Annotated in this window: 20 protein-coding genes; 10 read left to right on the top strand and 10 right to left on the bottom strand. The window is 59.5% G+C overall.

The genetic code is table 11. From position 1 onward, the window contains the following. Positions 1-5: 5 nt before the first annotated feature. The 3 genes from ACMYUN_RS00660 to ACMYUN_RS00650 all read right to left on the bottom strand — a co-directional run bounded on the left by ACMYUN_RS00660 (position 6) and on the right by ACMYUN_RS00650 (position 3638). Positions 6-767: an SDR family NAD(P)-dependent oxidoreductase gene (locus ACMYUN_RS00660; RefSeq protein WP_415762428.1), complete on the bottom strand. Its 762-nt coding sequence runs from the start codon at positions 765-767 to the stop codon at positions 6-8. A gap of 18 nt (positions 768-785) precedes the next feature. Continuing rightward, positions 786-2450, bottom strand: a complete 1665-nt coding sequence (locus tag ACMYUN_RS00655) for an AMP-binding protein (protein WP_415762427.1) — start codon at positions 2448-2450, stop codon at positions 786-788. Positions 2451-2621: 171 nt separating this feature from the next. Next, the gene (locus ACMYUN_RS00650; protein WP_415762426.1) at positions 2622-3638 is read right to left on the bottom strand and encodes an AraC family transcriptional regulator; all 1017 of its coding nucleotides are present in this window, start codon (positions 3636-3638) and stop codon (positions 2622-2624) included. 272 nt (positions 3639-3910) lie between these two features. Between ACMYUN_RS00650 and efeU the strand changes: the two genes are divergently transcribed. From efeU to efeO (ACMYUN_RS00630), 4 genes are read left to right on the top strand one after another with little or no spacing between them, the layout of a single operon-like run. Further along, the gene (efeU, locus tag ACMYUN_RS00645) at positions 3911-4750 is read left to right on the top strand and encodes an iron uptake transporter permease EfeU (protein ID WP_129999347.1); all 840 of its coding nucleotides are present in this window, start codon (positions 3911-3913) and stop codon (positions 4748-4750) included. An 8-nt stretch (positions 4751-4758) separates the two neighbouring features. Then, a complete protein-coding gene (gene efeO, locus ACMYUN_RS00640; protein WP_415762425.1) occupies positions 4759-5943 on the top strand; it encodes an iron uptake system protein EfeO in 1185 nt (394 codons plus the stop codon). Positions 5944-5958: 15 nt separating this feature from the next. Next, entirely contained in the window at positions 5959-7257 is a 1299-nt protein-coding gene (gene efeB, locus ACMYUN_RS00635; protein WP_415762423.1) for an iron uptake transporter deferrochelatase/peroxidase subunit, read from the top strand. A 26-nt stretch (positions 7258-7283) separates the two neighbouring features. Further along, the gene (gene efeO / locus ACMYUN_RS00630; RefSeq protein ID WP_252887938.1) at positions 7284-8108 is read left to right on the top strand and encodes an iron uptake system protein EfeO; all 825 of its coding nucleotides are present in this window, start codon (positions 7284-7286) and stop codon (positions 8106-8108) included. Between the two features lie 120 nt (positions 8109-8228). On the opposite strand, the gene pssA is transcribed toward efeO (ACMYUN_RS00630), so the two are convergent. Next, positions 8229-9572 carry a CDP-diacylglycerol--serine O-phosphatidyltransferase gene (gene pssA, locus ACMYUN_RS00625; RefSeq protein WP_415762422.1) on the bottom strand — a complete coding sequence of 448 codons (1344 nt, stop codon included), beginning with the start codon at positions 9570-9572 and terminating at the stop codon, positions 8229-8231. A gap of 232 nt (positions 9573-9804) precedes the next feature. Between pssA and ACMYUN_RS00620 the strand changes: the two genes are divergently transcribed. From ACMYUN_RS00620 to ACMYUN_RS00605, 4 genes are all read left to right on the top strand, one after another. Beyond that, on the top strand, positions 9805-10368 hold the full coding sequence (locus ACMYUN_RS00620) for a TetR/AcrR family transcriptional regulator (protein ID WP_415764014.1): 564 nt from the start codon (positions 9805-9807) through the stop codon (positions 10366-10368). Between the two features lie 54 nt (positions 10369-10422). Continuing rightward, the gene (locus ACMYUN_RS00615) at positions 10423-10902 is read left to right on the top strand and encodes a DUF1348 family protein (protein ID WP_415762420.1); all 480 of its coding nucleotides are present in this window, start codon (positions 10423-10425) and stop codon (positions 10900-10902) included. 367 nt (positions 10903-11269) lie between these two features. Next, the gene (locus tag ACMYUN_RS00610) at positions 11270-12241 is read left to right on the top strand and encodes an IS110 family transposase (protein ID WP_056786210.1); all 972 of its coding nucleotides are present in this window, start codon (positions 11270-11272) and stop codon (positions 12239-12241) included. Positions 12242-12385: 144 nt separating this feature from the next. After that, a complete protein-coding gene (locus tag ACMYUN_RS00605) occupies positions 12386-13165 on the top strand; it encodes a TSUP family transporter (protein WP_016774706.1) in 780 nt (259 codons plus the stop codon). Here the strand turns inward: ACMYUN_RS00605 and nudC are convergent. From nudC to ACMYUN_RS00585, 4 genes are all read right to left on the bottom strand, one after another. Further along, positions 13133-13963, bottom strand: a complete 831-nt coding sequence (gene nudC / locus ACMYUN_RS00600; protein ID WP_310408717.1) for an NAD(+) diphosphatase — start codon at positions 13961-13963, stop codon at positions 13133-13135. The genes ACMYUN_RS00605 and nudC overlap by 33 nt on opposite strands. 7 nt (positions 13964-13970) lie before the next feature. Beyond that, positions 13971-14783 (bottom strand): crotonase/enoyl-CoA hydratase family protein, encoded by an 813-nt coding sequence (locus ACMYUN_RS00595; RefSeq protein WP_415762419.1) that lies wholly within the window; start codon positions 14781-14783, stop codon positions 13971-13973. 205 nt (positions 14784-14988) lie between these two features. Next, the gene (locus tag ACMYUN_RS00590) at positions 14989-16134 is read right to left on the bottom strand and encodes a PQQ-dependent sugar dehydrogenase (RefSeq protein ID WP_415762418.1); all 1146 of its coding nucleotides are present in this window, start codon (positions 16132-16134) and stop codon (positions 14989-14991) included. A gap of 52 nt (positions 16135-16186) precedes the next feature. Beyond that, positions 16187-16507, bottom strand: a complete 321-nt coding sequence (locus tag ACMYUN_RS00585) for a hypothetical protein (protein ID WP_129999357.1) — start codon at positions 16505-16507, stop codon at positions 16187-16189. A gap of 189 nt (positions 16508-16696) precedes the next feature. Here ACMYUN_RS00585 and ACMYUN_RS00580 point away from each other — a divergent pair, with 189 nt between their 5' ends. Next, entirely contained in the window at positions 16697-17563 is an 867-nt protein-coding gene (locus tag ACMYUN_RS00580; protein WP_039762960.1) for a Ku protein, read from the top strand. Between the two features lie 1764 nt (positions 17564-19327). Here the strand turns inward: ACMYUN_RS00580 and lpxO are convergent. Next, positions 19328-20227, bottom strand: a complete 900-nt coding sequence (gene lpxO, locus ACMYUN_RS00575; RefSeq protein WP_039764006.1) for a lipid A hydroxylase LpxO — start codon at positions 20225-20227, stop codon at positions 19328-19330. Between the two features lie 311 nt (positions 20228-20538). Between lpxO and ACMYUN_RS00570 the strand changes: the two genes are divergently transcribed. Continuing rightward, on the top strand, positions 20539-20973 hold the full coding sequence (locus ACMYUN_RS00570) for a short chain dehydrogenase (RefSeq protein WP_415762416.1): 435 nt from the start codon (positions 20539-20541) through the stop codon (positions 20971-20973). A 33-nt stretch (positions 20974-21006) separates the two neighbouring features. Here the strand turns inward: ACMYUN_RS00570 and ACMYUN_RS00565 are convergent, their stop codons facing one another. Then, positions 21007-21951, bottom strand: a complete 945-nt coding sequence (locus ACMYUN_RS00565; protein WP_415762415.1) for a methyltransferase — start codon at positions 21949-21951, stop codon at positions 21007-21009. Positions 21952-21965 lie beyond the last annotated feature (14 nt).

Here is a 21965-nt window from a genome sequence, read left to right as displayed (position 1 = left end):
CCTCCTTACTTGGCGGCCATGCGCAAGGCGCCGTCGAGACGGATCACCTCGCCGTTGAGCATGCTGTTTTCGATGATTTGACGCACCAGCGCGGCGTATTCGGCAGGCTTGCCCAAGCGCGGCGGGAATGGCACGCCGGCGGCGAGCGAGTCGCGCACTTCCGGGGTCATGCCGGCCATCATCGGCGTTTCGAAAATGCCCGGCGCGATGGTCATCACGCGGATGCCGAAGCGCGCCAGTTCGCGGGCCGCTGGCAGGGTCAGGCTGGCGATTGCGCCTTTCGACGCCGAGTACGCGGCCTGGCCGATCTGGCCGTCGAACGCTGCGACCGAGGCGGTGTTGATGATCACGCCACGCTCGCCGTCCGCATTGGCTTCGCTTTCGGCAATCGCCGCAGCGGCGAGGCGCAGCATGTTGAAACTGCCGATCAGGTTGACGTTGATCACTTGCGCGAAACTGCTGAGAGCGTGCGGGCCGTTCTTGCCGAGAATCTTCTCGCCGCGAACGATGCCGGCGCAGTTGATCAGGCCGTTGAGGCTGCCAAATGCGGCAACGGTCGCCTGCACAGCGGCTTCGGCGGCGGCTTCATTGCTGATGTCGGCAACCACGCTTTGCGCACCGAGGCGCTGGGCCTGAGCGGCGACGGCTTCGGCGTTCATGTCGACCAGCATGACTTTGGCGCCGGCACTGACCAGCAATTCAGCGCTGGCGGCACCGAGGCCTGATGCGCCACCGGTGACGATAAAAACCTTGTTCTCGATCTGCATGACGGTGTTTCCTTGGATTCAAGCTGAAACGTTGTGCGCCGCGGCCTCTTGAGCCTTGGCGATTTCCTGGTTGCGCAAGATAAAGCGCTGCAATTTGCCACTCGGGGTCTTGGGCAATTCGCTGACAAATTCGATTTCACGCGGGTACGAATGTGCGGCCAGACGCTTGCGCACATGTTGGCGCAATTCTTCGGCCAACTCCGGCGCGGCGCGGTACTGCGCACTCAACACGACAAAGGCTTTGACCAGTTCGGTTCGCTCCGGGTCGGGCTTGCCGACGACCGCCGCTTCGACCACGGCCGGGTGTTCGATCAGGGCGCTTTCCACGTCGAACGGGCCGACGCGGTAGCCCGAAGTGGTAATCACATCATCACTGCGGCCGACGAAGCTGATGCTGCCGTCCGGGTTCCACTCCACGGTGTCGCCGCTCAGGTAGTAGTGGCCGACGAAGGCCTTGGTCGGCGCGCCTTCGTAGCCGCCGAACCAGCACATCGGCGACTGCGGACGGTCGATGGCGAGGATGCCGGGTTGGCCGACGCCGAGTTCGTTGTATTGCTCATCGAGCACGACGATGCGATGGCCCGGTGAAGCGAAACCGGCCGCGCCGACATGCACCGGGTGCTCAAGGCCGTGGTGGTTGCACAGCACCATACCCAGTTCGGTCTGGCCGTAATGGTCGTGGATGACCACGTCGAGGTTGTCGGCGAACCAGCGGATCACTTCCGGGTTCAGCGGCTCACCGGCGCTGCTGACGACGCGCAGTTTGCCCTTGATCGATCTGGCGAACGCCTCTCCTCCGGCAATCAGCAGTCGATAGGCAGTGGGCGAGCCGGTGAGATTGGTGATGCCGTATTTGTTGATCACCCGGCAGGTGCTTTCGAGGGTGAACGGGCCGTCGTAGAAGGTGATCGGGTGACCCAGCGCCAACGGCCCGGTCACGCCGAAATAAATGCCGTAGGCCCAACCCGGATCGGCGACGTTCCAGAACGCATCTTCAGGGCGCAGGTCCACCGCATCGCGGGTGTAGCTCTGGAAGGCGACGATGGCTTTGAGCGGCACTGACAGCGCTTTCGCCGGCCCCGTGGTGCCCGAAGTGAACATCAACAGAAACGGGTCTTCGCCGGTCAGCAGAACCGGTTCGCAGACGTTGGAATAGTTGGCCAGCTCAGCCCAGAAGCTGAAATCACCGCGGACAATGCCCTGACCTTTCACACCAGCAACGGTGACGATAGTCGGGCATGCGCTGACTTCATTGAGCTTGGGGCGGTTGACCGCGTCGGTGACGACAACTTTCGCCCCGGAACTGTTCAGGCGATGTTCGAGGGCTTTCGGCCCGAATGCAGTGAATAGCGGCTGATACACCGCGCCGATGCGCCAGGTGGCGAGCACGGTGATGAGTAATTCGACGTTGCGCGGCAGCAGGCCGGCGACCTTGTCGCCCTTCTGCACGCCCTGGGCGAGGAGGAAATTGGCGAAACGCGCGGCTTTGTCTTGCAGATCAGTGAAGGTGTAAGTCGCACTTGAGCCGTCGCGACCTTCCCAGAACAACGCAATGCGCCCGGGCAAGGCATGGCGGTCGCAACATTCGACGCAGGCGTTGAGCGCAGCGAGCGTGCCGCTGAGCGATGCATCGACGGTGTGCTGATAGTTGAACTGTTCGGTGGCAGACAAGTAATCGCGCATTGCCAGAATCCCTCGGTGTTTTTATTAGGCTGGGAACCGTAAACAACACAGGGATAGTCGCGCCGCGCGGGGCTCGGGGCAATGGTCAAAGTTATCAAAGTGGCTGACTGGTTTGGCCAAGCCTTGTAAGGGGAACTGGGTGGGAGCGAGCCTGCTCGCGAAGGCGTAGGCTCAGACCACCTCATTGAGGATCAGGGTGCGGTAATGCCCCGGATTCGACCCGGACCATTTGCGAAACGCCTTGTAGAACGAACTGGCATCAGCAAAACCCAGCCGTGCAGCAATCTCGACGAAACTGATCGAGGGCTCTGCCAGCCAGGTAATCGCCAGCTCTTTTCGCACGCTGTCTTTCAGGCCCTGATAGGTCTGCCCTTCTTCGGCGAGACGGCGGCGCAGCGTGGACGCCGAAATACACAGTTGCTGGGCCAGCGCTTCGGTTTCCGGCCATTGCTCGGCGGGCAGCTGTCGCAGATCCTGTTTGATCCGGCTGGCCAGGCTGTCGGGGTCTCGGTACTTGACCAGAATGTTGGCCGGCGCCTGGGCCAGAAAGCGCTTGAGTTCTTCGGCACTGCGCTTGACCGGCAGATCGAGGCAATCGGCGGAAAAGATCATTCGTGTGCGCGGACGTTCGAAGCGCAGGTTTTCCGAAAACATCACCCGATAGTCGTCAGTGAAATCCGGTTCGGCGCAGCGCAGTTCAATCGCCAGAATCGGAATTCGCCGCCCGGCCAGCCAGCACGCGACGCCATGCACGATCATCCAGTAAGTGAAATAGGTAAAGGCGCGGCGCGGCTCGGCGTCGTCTTCGAGCAGGACGATTTCCGCAAGGCTCTGCTGATGCACCAGTTGAGCCGGCAGTTTTTCCAGCATCAGCGACAGGAACGTCAGACCGGTATCCAGCGCCGCCGCCAGCGTCGGTTGCGCCATGGCGCTGCGACACAAAAATGCCAGGCTGCCGGACTTGAGCGGGCGCGGGTCCATGCCGAAGAACTCGTCATCACCGCGTCGTGCCAGCAGGCGCCAGAGTCTGGCGTATTGCGAGGCCGGCACCCTGCCCTCATCGGCCGTTAAAAGAGCCGGATCGATGCCGACCTTGGTCAACGCCTCATCCGTCGCCGCGCCCGGGGCACAACTCTGCAGCAGCGCTTCGCGCACCAGTTGAATGGCAATGGTGTCTTTTTCCGCCATGGAGCGAGATGAGCCTTGTTATTTTCGGGTGGTGGGCATCTTAACCCAGCTCCTGATTTCACCGCAGGACCAATGTGGGAGCGAGCCTGCTCGCGAAAGCGGTGTGTCAGATAAAGACATGTCACAGGCATACCGCATTCGCGAGCAGGCTCGCTCCCACAGGAATCACAGTTGTTCAGCTAAGGTTCAGCTAAATGCCAATGAATGCCATTTGGGAATGAGTGTCATTATGTTACAACTTAGCCTCCTATCTAAATCGCTGTGGCTAGCCAATGCTCGTTCCCTTTTTAATCATGTTGCGCGAAGGCATCGAGGCCGCGCTCATCGTTGGCATCATCGCCAGTTACCTGCAGCAGACCGGCCGCGGCCAGTGGATGCCGGCCGTATGGATCGGTGTCTTCCTCGCCGCTGCCCTCGCCTTGCTGGTCGGTGGTGGCCTGGAACTGGTCAGTGCTGAATTTCCGCAAAAGCAGCAGGAGCTGTTCGAAGGTGTGGTCGGCCTGGTCGCGGTGGGCATCCTCAGTTCCATGGTGTTCTGGATGCGCAAGGTCGCGCGGTCGATCAAGCACTCGCTGCAAGCCTCGCTGGATCAGGCGCTGACGCAATCCAGGCATCAGGTGATTGCATTGGTCGCCATGGTCTTCTTCGCCGTCGCTCGCGAAGGCCTGGAAACGGTGTTCTTCCTGCTTGCTGTGTTCCAGCAGAGCGACGGCCCGGGCGCGCCGATCGGCGCCCTGCTCGGCCTGATCCTGGCGGTGATCGTCGGTTTCCTGATCTACAGCGGCAGCATGCGCCTCAACCTCTCGGCGTTCTTCAAATGGACCGGATTGTTCATCCTGGTAGTCGCCGCCGGCATCCTCGCCAACTCGGTGCAGGCGCTGCATGAAGCCGGTCTGTGGAATCACCTGCAAACCGTGCTGTTCGACTTCAGCGCGACGCTGCCGATGGACGGCCCGCTCGGCTCGGTGCTGGCCGGCATGTTCGGCTATCAGGACGCGCCGACCGTCAGCACCCTCGGTGCGTACCTGATTTATCTGCTGCTGGCGCTGGTGATGTTCTTCATGCCCGCGCCTCGCCAGGCAACGCCAACGACTTCCGTTTCCAGCCAATAAGGGCACCCATGTCTGACATTCAAACCCCTCGGGCCCTGCGTTGGGCGCTGGCCGGCTCGGTAGTGCTGATGATCGCCGCCGGTGGATTGTTCTGGTACGCCTCTAACATGGCTGCCGCCAAGCGTCAGCACAACCACGACGAAATCGTCGTCAATATCCATCCGCACAGTTGTGAGCCGAATGCGCTGACGGTGCCGGCCGGCCGCGCCAGCTTCCGCATCGTCAACCGCTCCGAGCGTGCGGTCGAGTGGGAAATTCTCGACGGCGTGCTGGTGGTCGAAGAGCGGGAAAACATCGCCCCGGGCCTGAGCCAGGTGATCAACGCCAACCTGCAACCGGGCGACTACGCGATCACCTGCGGCTTGCTCAGCAACCCGCGCGGCACCCTGCACGTGACACCGACGGCAGCCTCGGATGCCGCCGCCAAGGCCAAGCCGTCGATGGTCGCTTTCGTTGGGCCATTGTCGGAATTTCGCGTGTATCTGGCCGTTCAGGGCAGCGCGTTGATCAAAGCGGCGACGGCGCTGAATCAGGCGGTCGCCAGTGGCGATCTTGCGCAGGCGCAAGCGTTGTACCTGCCGGCGCGTGCCGCGTATCAGCGTCTGGCGCCGGCGGCGCAGCGTCTGGCCGAGCTGGACAATCACATCAATGCCCGCGCCGATTATTTCGAGAAGCGCGAGCAGGATCCGGCGTTTGTCGGTTTCCATCGCCTCGAATACGCGCTGTTTCAGCAGCGCAAACTCGACGATGTCGCGCCGATTGCCCAGCGCCTGCTCGCTGACGTCACCGAGCTCAAACAGCAATTGCTCGCGCAGTCACTGCCACCGGAGCAACTGGTCAGCATCATCGTGCGCAACCTCGACAGCCTCGCCGAGGTGCGCGCTGCCAGCGGCAAAGAAGAGCGCTACAGCCACAGCGATCTCAACGGTTTCGCCGCCAACGCGCAAACCGCGCGCAAGGTCGTCGACCTGTTGCGCCCAATGCTGAGCAAATCCTCCGCTGACGTGTTGGCGAACGTCGATCAGGCGCTGAGTGATTTCGACAGCCAGCTCAACGCGTTCAAATCCGCCGATGGCTACGTCAGTTACGACGCCGTGACCGCCGCGCAACGCCAGCAGATCGCCGCCAAAGCCAAGACTCTGGCCACGGCGCTGGATGGCATCGACCCCGCCCTCGGCCTTTCCGGCCTGTAAGCAGAAGACGACCCGATGAACGATTCAGAACCACTCAACCTGCAACGACGTCGCGTGCTGATGGGCATGGGCGCCGCCGGTGTCGCCCTTGCCGGATCGGCGCTGAGCTGCCCGGCCATGGCCGCCGCACCGGCACAAGTCACCGAAGCACCGAGCAGCGACAAGACCGAAGATCGCCACGATTTCCACGGCGTACACCAGGCCGGCATCGTTACCCCGCGCCCGGCCTCGGGAATGCTGGTGGCGTTCGATGTGCTGGCCAGTGATCGCGAAGACCTCGAGCGGCTGTTCCGCACCCTCAACGAACGCATTGCGTTTTTGATGAAGGGCGGCCCGGTCGCACAGATCGATCCGAAACTGCCGCCGCCGGACTCCGGCATCCTCGGCCCGGTAGTCACCCCGGACAACCTGACCATCACCGTTTCCGTCGGCGATTCGCTGTTCGACGAGCGCTTCGGTCTGGCGGCGGCAAAGCCCAAGCGCCTGCAACGCATGGTCGGCTTTCCCAACGATGCGCTGGACGCCGATTGCTGCCATGGCGACCTGAGCCTGCAGTTCTGCGCCAACACCGCCGACACCAACATTCACGCCCTGCGCGATATCGTCAAAAACCTCCCCGACCTGCTGCTGGTGCGCTGGAAACAGGAAGGCAGCGTACCGCCGCAAGCGCCGGCCAAACCCGGTGTGCCGGCGCAGTCGGCGCGCAACTTTCTCGGTTTTCGCGATGGCTCGGCCAACCCTGATTCCAACGACGCCAAGGCCATGGAGCGGATTGTCTGGGTACAACCGGACAGTGACGAACCGGCCTGGGCTGCCCACGGCAGTTATCAAGCGGTGCGTATCATCCGCAACTTCGTCGAGCGCTGGGATCGCACGCCGTTGCAGGAGCAGGAAAGCATTCTCGGCCGGGTCAAGAGCAGCGGCGCGCCCATCGGTGGCCACAGCGAAAGCCAAGTGCCGGATTACAGCAAAGACCCGGCCGGCAAGCTGACCAAACTCGACGCGCACATCCGATTGGCCAACCCGCGCACCGCCGCGACCCAGGCCAATCTGATCCTGCGCCGGCCGTTCAACTACTCCAACGGCGTCAACAAGAACGGCCAGCTCGACATGGGCCTGCTGTTCATCTGCTACCAGGCCGACCTGGAAAAAGGCTTTATCACCGTGCAAACCCGCCTCAATGGCGAGCCGCTTGAGGAATACCTCAAACCGGTCGGCGGCGGTTACTTCTTCACCCTGCCCGGCGTGACCGGCGATGACGATTTCATCGGTCGTTCGTTACTGGCTGCCACCTCCCACAACAAAACCGCATGACACCCAACCGACACTGGAGCCGCCCCATGAAAAAGACGCCACTCGCGTTATTGCTGACCCTTGGTTTGCTCAACACCCCGCTGTCGGCGTTCGCCGCGACGGCGCCGCTGGATCTGGTGGGGCCGGTGTCGGACTACAAGATTTACGTCACCGAAAAACTCGATGAACTGGCCAGCCACACCCAGCAGTTCACCGACGCCGTGAAGAAAGGCGATCTGGCCACCGCGCAGAAGCTCTACGCGCCGACGCGGGTGTATTACGAGTCGATCGAGCCGATTGCCGAGCTGTTCAGCGATCTCGATGCGTCCATCGACTCGCGTGTCGACGACCACGAAAAAGGCGTGAAGGCTGAAGATTTCACCGGCTTCCACCGCATCGAATATTCGCTGTTCGCGGAGAAATCCACCCAGGGCCTGGATGCATTGGCCGACGGCTTGAACAAGGACGTGCAGGATCTGCAAACCCGTGTGGCCGGGCTGACTTTCCCGCCGGAGAAAGTCGTCGGCGGCGCTGCGGCGCTGTTGGAAGAAGTCGCGGCGACGAAAATTTCCGGCGAGGAGGATCGCTACAGCCACACTGACCTGTACGACTTCCAGGGCAATATCGATGGCGCGAAGAAAATCGTCGATCTGTTCCGCCCGCAGATCGAACAGCAGGACAAAGCGTTCGTAGCGAAAGTCGACAAGAACTTCGCTACGGTCGACAGGATTCTGGCCAAGTACAAGACCGCGGATGGCGGCTTTGAAACCTACGACAAAGTGAAAGACAACGACCGCAAAGCGCTGGTCGGACCGGTGAATACCCTGGCGGAAGATTTGTCGATGATGCGCGGGAAGTTGGGTCTGAATTAAATCTTCAGCGCCTCATCGCGGGCAAGCCCGCTCCCACAGGTTTCTAGGTGTGCACAGGCTTTGTGAACGACATCGAACACTGTGGGAGCGGGCTTGCCCGCGATAGCGATTTCAGCAGCGCTAGAGAATCCTGTAGAGCAACCGCTCAATCCTCACCCGACTCACTCGCTTGAGAAACTTCGCCACCCCTGCCGGGTAGTCCGGCAGTGTCTCCAGGGTCTGAAAACTGTCGATCCGCGTGGTATGGCGGAAGATGTTTTCCAGCTCTGTCGCCCGCGGCTCCAGCCACTCCCCTTTCGGGTCTTCGATCAGCAGCGCGTTTTCCAGGTCGAGGCGAAACGCGCGGGGATTGAGGTTGTTGCCAGTCAGCAAGGTGTAGCGCTGATCGATCCACATGCCTTTAAGGTGATAGGTATTGTCGCCGTCGCGCCACAGGTGCAGGTTCAACTGGCCGCTGTCGATGCTGTGCTGATGACGTTTGGCAAAACGGCGCAGGCTGATCTCATACAGATAGGGCAGCGCGGCGATTACCTTGAACGGCTCGCTCGGCGGAATGTAGAAATCGTTGGCGGTCTTGTCGCCAACCACGATGTCGATCTTCACGCCACGGGCCAGCGCACGGTTGATCTCACGAATCACGCCCAGGGGCAGGTTGAAGTACGGCGTGCAGATGGTCAGCTGCTTTTGCGCGCTGGCGATCAGTTCAAGAATCGCCCGGTTCAGCGGGTTGTTCTTGCCGACGCCGAGCAATGGCGTGACTGACAGCCCTTCTTTACTCGTGCTGCCGGCCCCGGTGTCGTAAGTCGCGTATTTCAGGCGGCTGCGCAGGTCGCCGATGTCGTTGCGCAGGCTGCGCGTGCTCGGCAGGTTCGGCAGGTCGAGGCGATGCACGGCTTTGGATTCGATCAGGCCATGCTTGACCAGATGATGCATCGAATCCGCCAGCTCACGACTGTGCAGCACGTGGTAGCGGTCGAAGCGGTACTTGTCGAGTTTGTGCAGGTAGACGTTGTTGAGGCTGGCGCCGCTGTAGACCACGTTGTCGTCAATCACGAAGCCTTTGAGGTGCAGCACGCCGAACAGCTCGCGGGTCTGCACCGGTACGCCGTAGATCGGCACTTCGCTTTGATGCGTGCGGGTCATGTCCTGATACCAGGCGGCATTGCCCGGTTGCTTGCCGGCACCGATCAGACCGCGCTGGGCGCGCAACCAGTCGACCACCACGGCGATTTCCAGCTCGGGACGCTTGAGCTTGGCGGCGTGCAGGGCGTCGAGGATTTCCTGGCCGGCTTCGTCTTGCTGCAGATACAGCGCAACGATGTAGATGCGTTGGGTCGCTGCAGCGATTTGCTCGAGCAGGCAGCGTCGGAATTCAGCTGCACTGGACAGAATGCTCACCGCCTCGGCGGTCAGCGCGAAGCTGCGCAGTTTAGGCAGCAGAGAACGTTTGAAAAGCAACGGCATAAGGCTCGCAAGGTTCGATTCCGAAGAGTTTGAGAGCTTACACCATCGCCTGCGCCGGGTCTTGTCAGTGTCTATGAACGCCTGGAACCTGATCGTTCCCACGCTCTGCGTGGGAATGCCTCAATGGGGCTGCATTCCCACGCAGAGCGTGGGAACGATCATTCAAAGCGCCTTTATAGACGCCGAAGAAATTCGCTTGACCAAGGAGAACAGTCGTTCTACTGTTCGTCACATGAACGAATCAATCAGCAATGACACACGCGACATCATTCTGGATGTCACCGAAAAGTTGATCTACAAAAGTGGCATCGCTGCCACCAGCATGGATCTCTTGGTGAAGACCGCCGGCGTCTCCAGAAAAAGCATCTACCGTTACTTTGCCGATAAGGACGCGCTGGTGGTCGCCGCCCTGCAACGACGCGATATCCGCTGGATGCACTGGTACACAAACGCTGTCGAACAGGCCGAAACGCCGGCCGATCGCCTGCTCAACCTGTTTACCGTGCTCAAGGGCTGGTTCGACTCGGAAGGCTTTCGCGGCTGCGCCTTTATCAACACCAGCGGCGAAACCGGTGATCCACTGGATCCGGTGCGGCTGGTGGCCAAGGAACACAAACAGAAGCTGCTCGACTACGTGTGCGAGCTGTGTACCGAATATGGTGCCGAGGATCCGCAGCTATTGGCCAGACAGTTGCTGATCCTGATTGAAGGCGCCATTACCGTAGCGCTTGTGATGGGTGATCACAGTGCCGCCGATAATGCGCAATGCATGGCGCGAAAGTTATTGGGCCTGTAACTCTTAATAAGCCGGACTTGTTGTTCATACATCAAATGAATCAGGAGATTGAACATGTCGACTGCAGCCCAGGTACGGCCGCCATTGCCGCCATTCAACCACGCTTCAGCCATCGAGAAAGTTCGCCTGGCCGAAGATGGCTGGAACACCCGTGATCCGGAAAAGGTTTCGCTCGCTTACACCCTCGACACCCAATGGCGCAATCGCGCCGAGTTCGCCAACAATCGCGAAGAAGCCAAGGCGTTCCTGACACGCAAGTGGGCGAAGGAACTGGATTATCGCTTGATCAAAGAACTCTGGGCCTACTCTGATACGCGTATCGCGGTGCGTTATGCCTATGAATGGCACGACGACTCGGGCAACTGGTTCCGTTCGTACGGCAACGAGAACTGGGAGTTCGATGACAACGGCCTGATGTTCCAGCGCTATGCCTGCATCAACGACATGCCGATCAAGGAAAGCGAGCGCAAATTCCACTGGCCGCTGGGCCGCCGGCCGGATGATCATCCGGGGCTGAGTGAACTCGGCCTCTAAAGGCTACTCACCCCTGTGTAGGAGCTGCCGAAGGCTGCGATCTTTCGGGACGCAGAGCGTCCCCGGCTGCATTCCCACGCAGAGCGTGGGAACGATCAATCAAAAGATCGCAGCCTTCGGCAGCTCCTTGTATCTCGACTAACGCTCCGTCAGGAGCGATAGTTCTCGACTGATCATCGAGGGAGGGACTTGGAAGCCGCGCAGCTCCTTAGGCTTTTTGCCTGTGACGTAGATCGTGCTCCAGCCCTCCACACTCACTCGTACAGTTCGCACGGTATCTTGGGCCCGCCTGCGGCGAGAGCCCGCATTCGCAAGGTTGGACAGAGTGACGTGATGATCGCAACAGGGAACAAGTGGAGAAACGATCATGTCCGGTTTCGTTGGCGTCGACATCGCAAAGAACACCTTTGATATCGCTACACACCAGCCCAACGGCAAGCACAAAACCAAGGCCAAGCTGGCCAACGATCCAAAGGGCTTTAAAGAGTTTGAGGCGTGGCTAGAAAAAAACGCCGAGCGTTCGGCCCTGATCGTGATGGAAGCCACGAGCGTTTACCACTTGGAACTCGCGGAGTTCGTTTACAACAAAGGCTTCCGGGTCTGCGTCGTGAACCCGGCTACGACCAAAGCGTACGCTGACAGCGAACTGCGCCGCATCAAGACTGATAAAAGTGATGCCAAACTGATCGCCGACTTTGCCCGGGAAAAAGATCAAAAACTTCACCCATGGGCGCCTGAGCCGCTGAAATACCGCCAGTTGAAAGCAATGGTGCGCCGCTTGGATGACCTTCAGGAAATGGAACAAATGGAGCTTAATCGTCTGGACGTTTCCGACGAAAAGGTCAAAGACTCGATCAACTCCGTTCTGCGCCATATTGAAAAAGAGATCGTAGAAACGCACAAGGCGATCAAAAAACACATCGATGACGACCCGGATATGCGTCAGATGCGGGATCTCATCGTCACCATCGACGGCATCGGACAAAAAACGCTTGAACGATTGCTGGCCGAACTGGGTGACTTGCGCAAATACAGTGATCCTCGCCAACTGGTCGCTGCTGCAGGGCTCAATCCAAAGCTGCAGGAATCAGGAAAGCTCAAAGGTCATACCCTGATCTCAAGAGTAGGGTCGGCACGGCTGCGTGCAGGCCTCTACATGCCTGGCATGGTGGCGCTGAAACACAATAAGGCGATCAAGGCGATGAAAGAACGCCTGGAGGCCAACGGCAAGGCCCCCAAGCAGATCATCTGCGCAGCAATGCGCAAGCTGCTGCACTTCGTTTACGGAGTGCTCAAGTCTGGACTGCCATATGACCCGAAACTTGCGCTTGCCCGGTGAGGCTCAAGACGGTATCTACACGGGAACGCATTCCAAAATGCAATCGGCATGGCATGCACTGGCTCGCCGCAACAGTTGGATACAGGTAACATGACTGCCCTCCCCGCAGCCCACGTTCTGCGCCCTGCCGAATAAGTCGACTCCATGCCTTTCGAACTCAGCGTTGACCTCACCACCCTGGCCATTCTGGCTGCCGTTGCCTTCCTTGCCGGTTTCATCGATGCCATTGCTGGCGGTGGCGGTCTGTTGACCACACCGGCGCTGCTGACGGCGGGCCTGCCGCCGCATCTGGTGCTGGGCACCAACAAATTGAGCTCGACCTTCGGTTCGGCGACTGCCAGCTTCACCTTCTACAAGCGCAAACTGTTTCATCCACGCCAGTGGACCCACGCGATTGTCGGCACGCTGGTCGGCGCGCTGACCGGTGCGGTGGTTGCGCATTACCTGCCGGCCGAATGGCTGAACAAGATGCTGCCGGTGATCGTCTTCGCCTGCGGCCTGTACTTGCTGTTTGGCGGCACGCCGAAAGCGCCGCTGGACAGCGATGCTCCGATCAAAAAGAAATGGCAATCGACCCAAGGCTTCAGCCTCGGTTTCTACGATGGCGTGGCTGGCCCCGGCACGGGAGCGTTCTGGACGGTGAGCAGTCTGCTGCTGTACCCGATCGATCTGGTCAAGGCCAGCGGCGTGGCGCGCAGCATGAACTTCGTCAGCAACATTGCGGCGTTGTCGGTGTTCATCTTCTCCGGTCAGGTCGACTGGATCATTGGCCTGTGCATGGGCCTGTCGGTGATGGTCGGGGCCTTCTTTGGCGCACGCACGGCCATTAGCGGCGGCGCCAAATTCATTCGTCCAGTGTTCATCACCGTGGTGCTTGGCTTGACTGTGCGCCTAGCCTGGCAGCACTGGTTCAGCGTGGCCTAAGCGCCGCGCCACGTAGACATCGATCAGGTATCGAGCAATCGAGCGCGACGCCGGCAACGGCGGCAGCTCATGCACGTTGAACCACTGGGCGTCCTCGATCTCGTCTTCCTGACAGACAATCTCGCCACCGGCGTATTCGGCATGGAAGCCGAGCATCATCGAATGCGGGAACGGCCAGCACTGGCTACCGATGTACTGGATGTTCTTCACCTCGATCTGCACTTCTTCGCGCACTTCGCGAATCAGGCAATCCTCAGCCGACTCCCCCGGCTCGGCGAAACCGGCCAGCGTGCTGTAAACCCCGGTGACGAAACGCGGTGAGCGCGCCAGAAGGATCTCGTCGCCACGGGTGATCAGCACGATCATGCTCGGTGAGATGCGCGGATAGCTGCGCAGATCGCACGGCTGGCAATACATCGCCCGCTCGCGCGGCACTTGTGTCATCGGCTGTCCACAGTTGCCGCAGAAGCGATGCTCACGCGCCCAAGTGCCGATCTGTGCGGCATAACCGAGCACTTTGTACAGGGTGTGATCCCCCTCGAGCATGAACGCCCGAAGGCCTTTCCAACCGCAACCGGGCACTTCGCTGGGACTGCGCAACTCGAGCAGATACACCGGTTCGCCATCGAGATGACCAATGCCATGCTCGGCGAGGACCGAAAGGTCCTGGCGCTTTAGCCATTCACGCGGGAACAGCGCGCCGTTGTCGTCGAACAGAAAGCCTTCCGGGCTGCGCGCTACGGCCCAGCCGCCGGGTTGATCGGTGTCGAGTACTGCAGTGGTCCAGCGAGAGGTCATGGTTAACTCAATCCAGAAATTCGGGTTTCTGTTTGCTCATGTGGGCGGCCATGGCCACCCGCAGATCGTTGGATTGCAGCATGGCGGCGTTCCAGGTGGCAACGTATTCGAGACCATCGTCGATGCGATGCTCACGCATGTAGCTGATCATTTCCTTGGTACCGGTCACGGCAATCGGCGACTTCGCAGCGATGTCACGGGCAATGTCGAATACGCCCTCAAGCAGTGTGTCCTTGTCGCTGTAGACCCGATTGACCAGGCCCATGCTGCGCGCTTCTTCGGCGCCAAAAGTGCGACCGGTGTAAGCCAGTTCACGCAGCATGCCGTCTCCGATGATTCGCGGCAACCGTTGCAACGTGCCGACGTCGGCGGCCATGCCGATATCGATTTCCTTGATCGAGAATTGCGCGTCCTCGGCGGCATAACGCATATCACAGGCGGCGATCAGATCGATTGCCCCGCCCAGGCAATAGCCTTGAATCGCGGCGAGTACCGGTTTGCGACAGTTGTCGACGGCGTTGAACGAGGCTTGCAGATTGAGGATCTTGCGTCGCAACAGGCGCGCATTGCGGCCCACGTCCTTGCCCAGTTCATTGGCGACGCCGGCGAGCATCATCAGATCGATGCCGGAAGAGAAATGTTTGCCGTTACCGCTGAGGACTACCACGCGGACTTCATCGGTATCGTCGATCCATCGGAATATTTCGACAATCTCGCTCCAGAACGCCGCGTTCATTGCGTTGATCTTTTCCGGGCGATTGATCTGCACATGCGCGATGTTATCGGCCAGTTCGACGCTGAAGGCGGAGTATTGAGTCATGGCAGTGATCCTTTACCGGGCTGGGAATTAAGGCCCGAACTATAACAAGGCAACAGGACGGCGGTTCAGCCAAATGCGGGACTGCTCTGAGTCTGCGCAAGATGCGCGGGCCTCTTCGCGAGCAGGCTCGCTCCCACAGGGAGACTGCATTTCAATGTGGGAGCGAGCCTGCTCGCGAAGGCGTCGGATCACTCACCGCACGCAATCATTTCAGCCCCAGCCTGTACAGCGAGCCATTTTCTTCATCCGTCAGCACATACAGATAGCCATCCGGCCCTTGCCGCACGTCGCGGATGCGCTTGTTCAACTCACCCAGCAAACGCTCTTCATGCACGACTTTGTCGCCATCGAATTGCAGGCGAATCAGTTCCTGGGACACCAGCGCGCCGATAAATGCGTTGTGCTGCCACGGTTTGAAGCGATCGGCGTCGTAGAACGCCATGCCGGTAACGCCGGGCGATTTTTCCCAGACATGGTGCGGCGCCACGGTGCCTTCGGCAGTTTTGCCCTGCGCCTCTGGAATCGGCTGCATCGAGTAATTGATGCCATGGGTCGCCAACGGCCAGCCGTAGTTTTTGCCGCGCTCGATGATGTTCACTTCATCGCCGCCACGTGGCCCGTGTTCGTTCTCCCACAGCGTGCCGGTCCACGGATTGAGCGCCGCGCCCTGCGGATTGCGCAGGCCATAGGACCAGATTTCAGGCCGGACGCCGGATTGGCCGACGAAAGGGTTATCGTCCGGCACCTTGCCATCCGGGAAGATGCGTACGACTTTGCCTTGCAACTTGTCGAGATCCTGCGCAGTCGGCCGATCGTTGTTTTCGCCGAGCGTGATGAACAGATATCCGTCGCGATCAAACACGAGCCGCGAACCGAAATGGTTGCTCACCGACAGCTTCGGTTCCTGACGGAAAATCACATTGAAGTCCTTCAGCGTCTTCAGGTCATCGGAAAGCCGTCCGCGCCCTACCGCCGTACCAGCCTTGCCCCCCTGACCACCACCTTCGGCATACGACAGATAGACCATGCGGTCCTGCTTGAAGTCTGGCGACAGCGCCACATCGAGCAAACCGCCCTGGCCTTTGGCCCAGACTTGCGGCACGCCACTGATCGGCTCCGACAGTTTGCCGTCCTTGCTCACGACGCGCAGGTGGCCCGGGCGCTCGGTCACCAGCATGCCCTTCTGATCAGGCAGAAATGCCAGCGCCCACGGATGTTCCAGGCCTTGGGCAACGGTGGTGACTTCAAGAATGCCCTGTTCGCTTTTCAGCTCCTTGGGCGCGGCGGCGAAGGCCGGGGCACTGATCAGCGCGGCGGCGCAGCAGGTGGCTAGTAGGGTTTTACGCAACATGCACGATTCCTTTTGTTCGTGTGAAAGGCTGACAGAACATCAGTCCTGCCGTTCAACGGTTGCTGCCGGTGCCCCGTGGGGGCGGGTTGGGAATGAAGGTTGGCGGATTGCTCGGCACCGAGCGAACTGGCTGGCCGTTGCCGATCCCGCGATTTTCAACGGTCGGCTGACGTGGCACGGGAACGGTGTTCGGCCCGCGAAGGGGCGGAGCGCTGGGCTGGGTGCCCTGCATGCTGTTGGGATTGGCCCGGCGGATCGGGCTGTTGTAGGGATTGTTGCTGTTGCCGGTAGGGCTTTGCGCCAGCACGACATCGGCATGAACCAGGCCGCCACTAAGGGCGAGGACGGCGATGCCAATCATTAACCGGTTCATGGAAAATACCTCTCGATGTGCGTGGACTAGAGCCTTGGAGCCCACGCTACGCCGTGGGTTCGGATTTGTTAACCCTCGTGCCTTAAACAACATGTAACACGGCTTGACCGTAGCGCTGGAAGCCGCGCAATCACTGGAAACTTTCTCGCCGCGCCACAGGTCACCTGATCATCACTCGGAGGACAGGTCATGGCTCGGGCAATCTGGAAAGGCGCAATCAGTTTTGGACTGGTACACATCCCCGTGGCGCTGGTTTCAGCGACGTCGTCCCAAGGCGTGGACTTCGACTGGCTCGACAGCCGCAGCATGGACCCGGTGGGCTATAAACGCATAAACAAGGTCACCGGCAAGGAAGTCACCAAAGAGAACATCGTCAAAGGCGTGGCTTACGAAAAGGGCCGATATGTGGTGCTCAGCGAGGAAGAAATCCGCTCGGCGCACCCCGTTTCCACGCAGACCATCGATATTTTCTCGTTTGTCGACGCCGAGCAGATTCCGCTGCAGAACATCGATACGCCCTACTACCTGGCGCCAGACAAGCGCGGCGGCAAGGTCTACGCGTTGCTGCGCGAAACCCTGAGCAAAACCAACAAGGTCGCCCTCGCCCGCGTTGTCCTGCATACACGTCAATACCTGGCTGCGTTGATGCCGCTGGAGTCGGCGCTGGTTTTGGTCAAACTGCGCTGGCCACAGGAAGTGCGCAGCCTCGATGAACTGGCGCTGGGCAGCGAAGTGACCAAGCCGCAATTGGCCAAGGGCGAGCTGGACATGGCCAAACGCCTGGTTGAAGACATGACCTCGGAGTGGTCGCCTGAGGACTATAAGGACGAGTTCGAAGACAAGATCATGGCGCTGGTCGAGAAGAAAGCCCACGAAGGCAAGATCGAGGACGTCGAGACCGCCACTGGCGAGGAAGAGCGCAAGACTGCCGATGTTATCGATTTGACCGAACTGCTCAAACGCAGCCTTGGCGGCAAGGCACCGGCCAAGCCCAAGGCGAAATCAACCAGCAAGGCGGCGCCGGCTAAGAAGACCAGGAAGGCGTCTGGGGAGTGAGCGTTGAATCAGACGAAATTGCTTTGAAGCTGAAGGCCCCTTCGCGAGCAAGCCCGCTCCCACAGGGTTCGGAGTCGAATGCAATATTTGCATTTAAACCACTCAAATGTGGGAGCGGGCTTGCTCGCGAAGAGGCCAGCGATGACACCGCAAATCTCCAGATCAGAATAAAGATTGCCAAGTGGAGTCACGACCAAACGTGTTGAATGTGAGCCCGCATTCGCGAGCAAGCCCGCTCCCACAGGGTTCGGAGTCGAATGCAATATTTGCATCCACCCCAATCAAATGTGGGAGCGGGCTTGCTCGCGAAGAGGCCAGCGATGACACCGCAAATCTTCAGATCAGAATGAAGATCGCCAGGTGGAGTCAGGACCAAACGTGTCGAATGTGAGCCAGCATTCGCGAGCAAGCTCGCTCCCACAGGGTTCGGAGTCGAATGCAATATTTGCATCCACCCCAATCAAATGTGGGAGCGGGCTTGCTCGCGAAGAGGCCAGCAATGGCACCTTAAATCTTCACATCAGAATGAAGATTGCCAGGTGCAGTCAGGACCAAACGTGTCGAATGTGAGCCAGCATTCGCGAGCAAGCCCGCTCCCACAGGGTTCGGAGTCGAATGCAATATTTGCATTTACCCCAATCAAATGTGGGAGCGGGCTTGCTCGCGAAGAGGCCAGCAATGGCACCTTAAATCTTCACATCAGAATAAAGATTGCCAGGTGCAGTCAGGACCAAACCTGTTGAATGGGAGCCGGCATTCGCGAGCAAGCCCGCTCCCACAGGGTTCGGAGTCGAATGCAATATTTGCATCAACCCCAATCAAATGTGGGAGCGGGCTTGCTCGCGAAGAGGCCAGCGATAGCACCTTAAATCTAGATCAGAATAAAGATTGCCAGGTGCAGTCAGGACCAAACGTGTTGAATGTGAACCGGCATTCGCGAGCAAGCTCGCTCCCACAGGGTTCGGAGTCGGATGCAATATTTGCATTCACCACAATCAAATGTGGGAGCGGGCTTGCTCGCGAAGAGGCCAGCGATGACGCCGCAAATCTTCAGATCAGAATGAAGATTGCTAGGTGGAATCAGGAACATACGTGTTGAATGTGAGCCCGCATTCGCGAGCAAGCCCGCTCCCACAGGGTTCGGAGTCGGAATGCAATATTTGCATTTACCCCACTCGAATGTGGGAGCGGGCTTGCTCGCGAAGAGGCCAGCGATGACACCGCAAATCTTCAGATCAGAATGAAGATTGCCAGGTGCAGTCAGGACCAAACGTGTTGAATGTGAGCCAGCATTCGCGAGCAAGCTCGCTCCCACAGGGTTCGAAGTCGAATGCAATATTTGCATCCACCCCAAGCAAATGTGGGAGCGGGCTTGCTCGCGAAGAGGCCAGCGATGACACCGCAAATCTTCAGATCAGAATACAGATTGCCAAGTGCAGTCAGGACCAAACGTGTTGAATGTGAGCCGGCATTCGCGAGCAAGCCCGCTCCACAGGGTTCGGAGTCGAATGCAATATTTGCATTCACCCAATCAAATGTGGGAGCGAGCTTGCTCGCGAAGAGGCCAGCGATGGCACCTGAAATCTTCAGATCAGAATAAAGATTGCCAGGTGCAGCAGGACCAAACGTGTTGAATGTGAACCGGCATTCGCGAGCAAGCCCGCTCCCACAGGGTTCGGAGTCGGATGCAATATTTGCATCAACCCCAATCAAATGTGGGAGCAGGCTTGCTCGCGAAGAGGCCAGCGATGACACCGCAAATCTTCAGATCAGAATGAAGATTGCCAACAACGCGGCAAAAATCGCCCATTTTTCCAGGTAATACCGGGTGCGGTTGCGCTTCTTCAGCTCTTTGCCGCGCAAGCGGATCTTGTAGATTTTGGTAAACAAACGGTTGATGCCGCCAGTCTTGTCCCCGGCATCATTCGGCGCGCCCGCCGCGGACATCACCGTGCGGCTGAACCAGCGGTTGAAGGCGGCGGCCCAGCGGTATTTCAGCGGTCGCTCGATGTCGCAGAACAGAATGATGCGGTTCTGATCCGTGGTGTTTTCTGCGTAATGGATAAACGTCTCGTCGAACATCACCGCTTCGCCATCGCGCCAGTGATAGTTCTCGCCGTCGACGTTGATGTAGCAGCCGGGATCATTCGGCGTGTCCAGACCCAAGTGATAACGATATGAGCCGGCGTAAGGATCGCGATGGCGCACCAGTTTCGAGCCCGGTGGCAGCTCGGCAAACATCGCCGCTTTGATCGAGCCGATGCTCTGCACCAGTTCGGTGGTGCGTGGGCACAACTTCATTGCCGACGGGTGACTGTCGCCGTACCACTTCAGATAGAAACGCTTCCAGCCGGTCTTGAAGAAGGAGTTGAAGCCAACATCGTCATACTGATTCGAACGCTTGATCTCGCCGGCACGCAGCAGATTCTGGCCTTCCTCGCGAATCTCTTCCCAATGGGCCTGCAACGGGCTCAGGTCAGGGAAATCCGCCGGGTTCAGATACGGCTTGTTCGGCATCCTGGAAAACAGATAGAGGAAGCAGTTGATCGGCGCGAGGAACGTCGAATGGTCACTCAATTGTCGCCCCAGCTTGTGGCGTACGCGTCCACGCAGGTGAACGTAAGCAATGGAGATGACATAAACAGCGGCAATGATGAGTTTCACGAAAAAGGGTCACACGTCAAAAGTGAACAAACTGCGCGCGTGGCGGCCTGGGGCCCAGCGTCTTATGCAGCGGTCTTGATGCACAGGGCGCGTCCTTGGCCCGCGCCGTTTCCGGGCGCTCGGTGAATGGCTGGCATTTTAGCCACACTTTGTAACCGATAGTGAATCCTCAACTGTGAAAAACTGTCTTGCAGCTCTCTCAGGTAATGCCCGCGCCGCTCCGCAAGCAGGCGAAACGCCCGTTGCTCATTTCGATGGAACCACGCTTGGCACGCGCTCCTCTATCGCTTACCAATAACGGAGGAACCCCCATGATCGCCCCAGAAACCGGTATGAAACCAGGTCAGCGCTATCGCATTGAGAGCCTCGAACGCGCGCCGCAATTCTCTGGCTTTTTTCTTGATGGCAAGTATTACCTGGGACCTGAATTGCAGACCGCTGTCGGCTGGCTTGAAGGGCAGACTTTCTTCTACGACCAGCTCGACCCGACCGGTGAGCCGGTTTATCCGGACAGGATTGCCGGCACTATCGAGGGGCTGACGCTGGTGATGGCGGATGGCTTGCGCCTGGAGATCGAAGAAGCGCCCTATCAGGCGGACCCTGCGGCGCCGGTACGCGCTTCGATCGCAGGGCGCATCGAGCGCATCTCGCGCCAGCCGATACGCCCTTCTCCACTGCTGGTAGCCGGGGCAGCGATGTTGATGGGGGTTTGCCTGCTGACGATCTCGCGCATCAGAAATCGTTAAAGGCCACGGCGCGAGCAGTGGCCCAATCATCGGTCACTGCTCCCGGGTCACCGTCAGCGCGACCACGGCGATGCGCTCGGCGCGCTCATATTCAGGCTTGAGCAGTTCCTCACTGAACACATCCGGATCGAGCTCGCGATAGGTCCAGCCGAAACGTTCGCCCTTGAGCAGCGGCGCCACCGCCTCGCGAAATGGATCCTGACCGGCAACAATCGCCACGCCGGTATACACCAGCAACGTGCCGCCCACCTCCAGGCGCGGCAGCGCCTCACGCACGATCCGCACCGACAAACCCTCACCCAGCGCCCCGCCGCCATGGCGATAAGCGCGCTGTTGCGAGTCATTCATGTACGGTGGATTGGCGATGATCAAGTCGAACTGGCCTTCGACGCTGGCGAGCAGATCGCTGTGATAGACCGACACATTGCTGGCCCCGGCCAGCTCGGCATTGACCGCACTCATGCGCAACGCCTGCGGGTTGATATCCACCGCCCACACCTCGGCATCCGGCCGGGCCTTGGCGATCAGCACTGCACCGGCGCCGCTGCCGCAACCGATATCAACAGCGCGCCTGACCGGCGAAAAGCGCTGCTGCAATTGCGCTTCGATCGCTTGAGCAAAGCGGTAAGTGTCGGGGCCGAAGAACACCGCGTCGCTCGCCGTCGTCGGAAACGCCGAGTGAGCGAACAAGCGGTCATTCAGCGTCGACCAGCGCACATGGCTGCGCCACACCGCGCCATCGCGTTCGACGATGCCGGCCTGCTCCAGGCTGGCCAGTTCGTCCGCGCTGAACAGCTCGGCAGGAAACGGCATCGACCAGCCGAAGACGTCCCGCAGATCCTTGGCCAACGGCGTAGCAAAGCGCTGCAGAAATCGTTCATGAGTCAACGGCGTTGGGGTAATGAAGTGATAACCGCTGTCGAGCAGGCGCTTGCCCAGCTCGAACAGCGCTCTGTCCGATGTTTCTTGTGCCGACATGAAGCCTCCTTGTT

Source organism: Pseudomonas sp. CP4, from assembly GCF_047758505.1.
GTDB classification, from domain to species: Bacteria; Pseudomonadota; Gammaproteobacteria; order Pseudomonadales; family Pseudomonadaceae; genus Aquipseudomonas; species Aquipseudomonas fluorescens_AO.
Note: the sequence above shows the minus strand (reverse complement) of the source record. Positions and strands in the feature narration are given on the sequence as shown.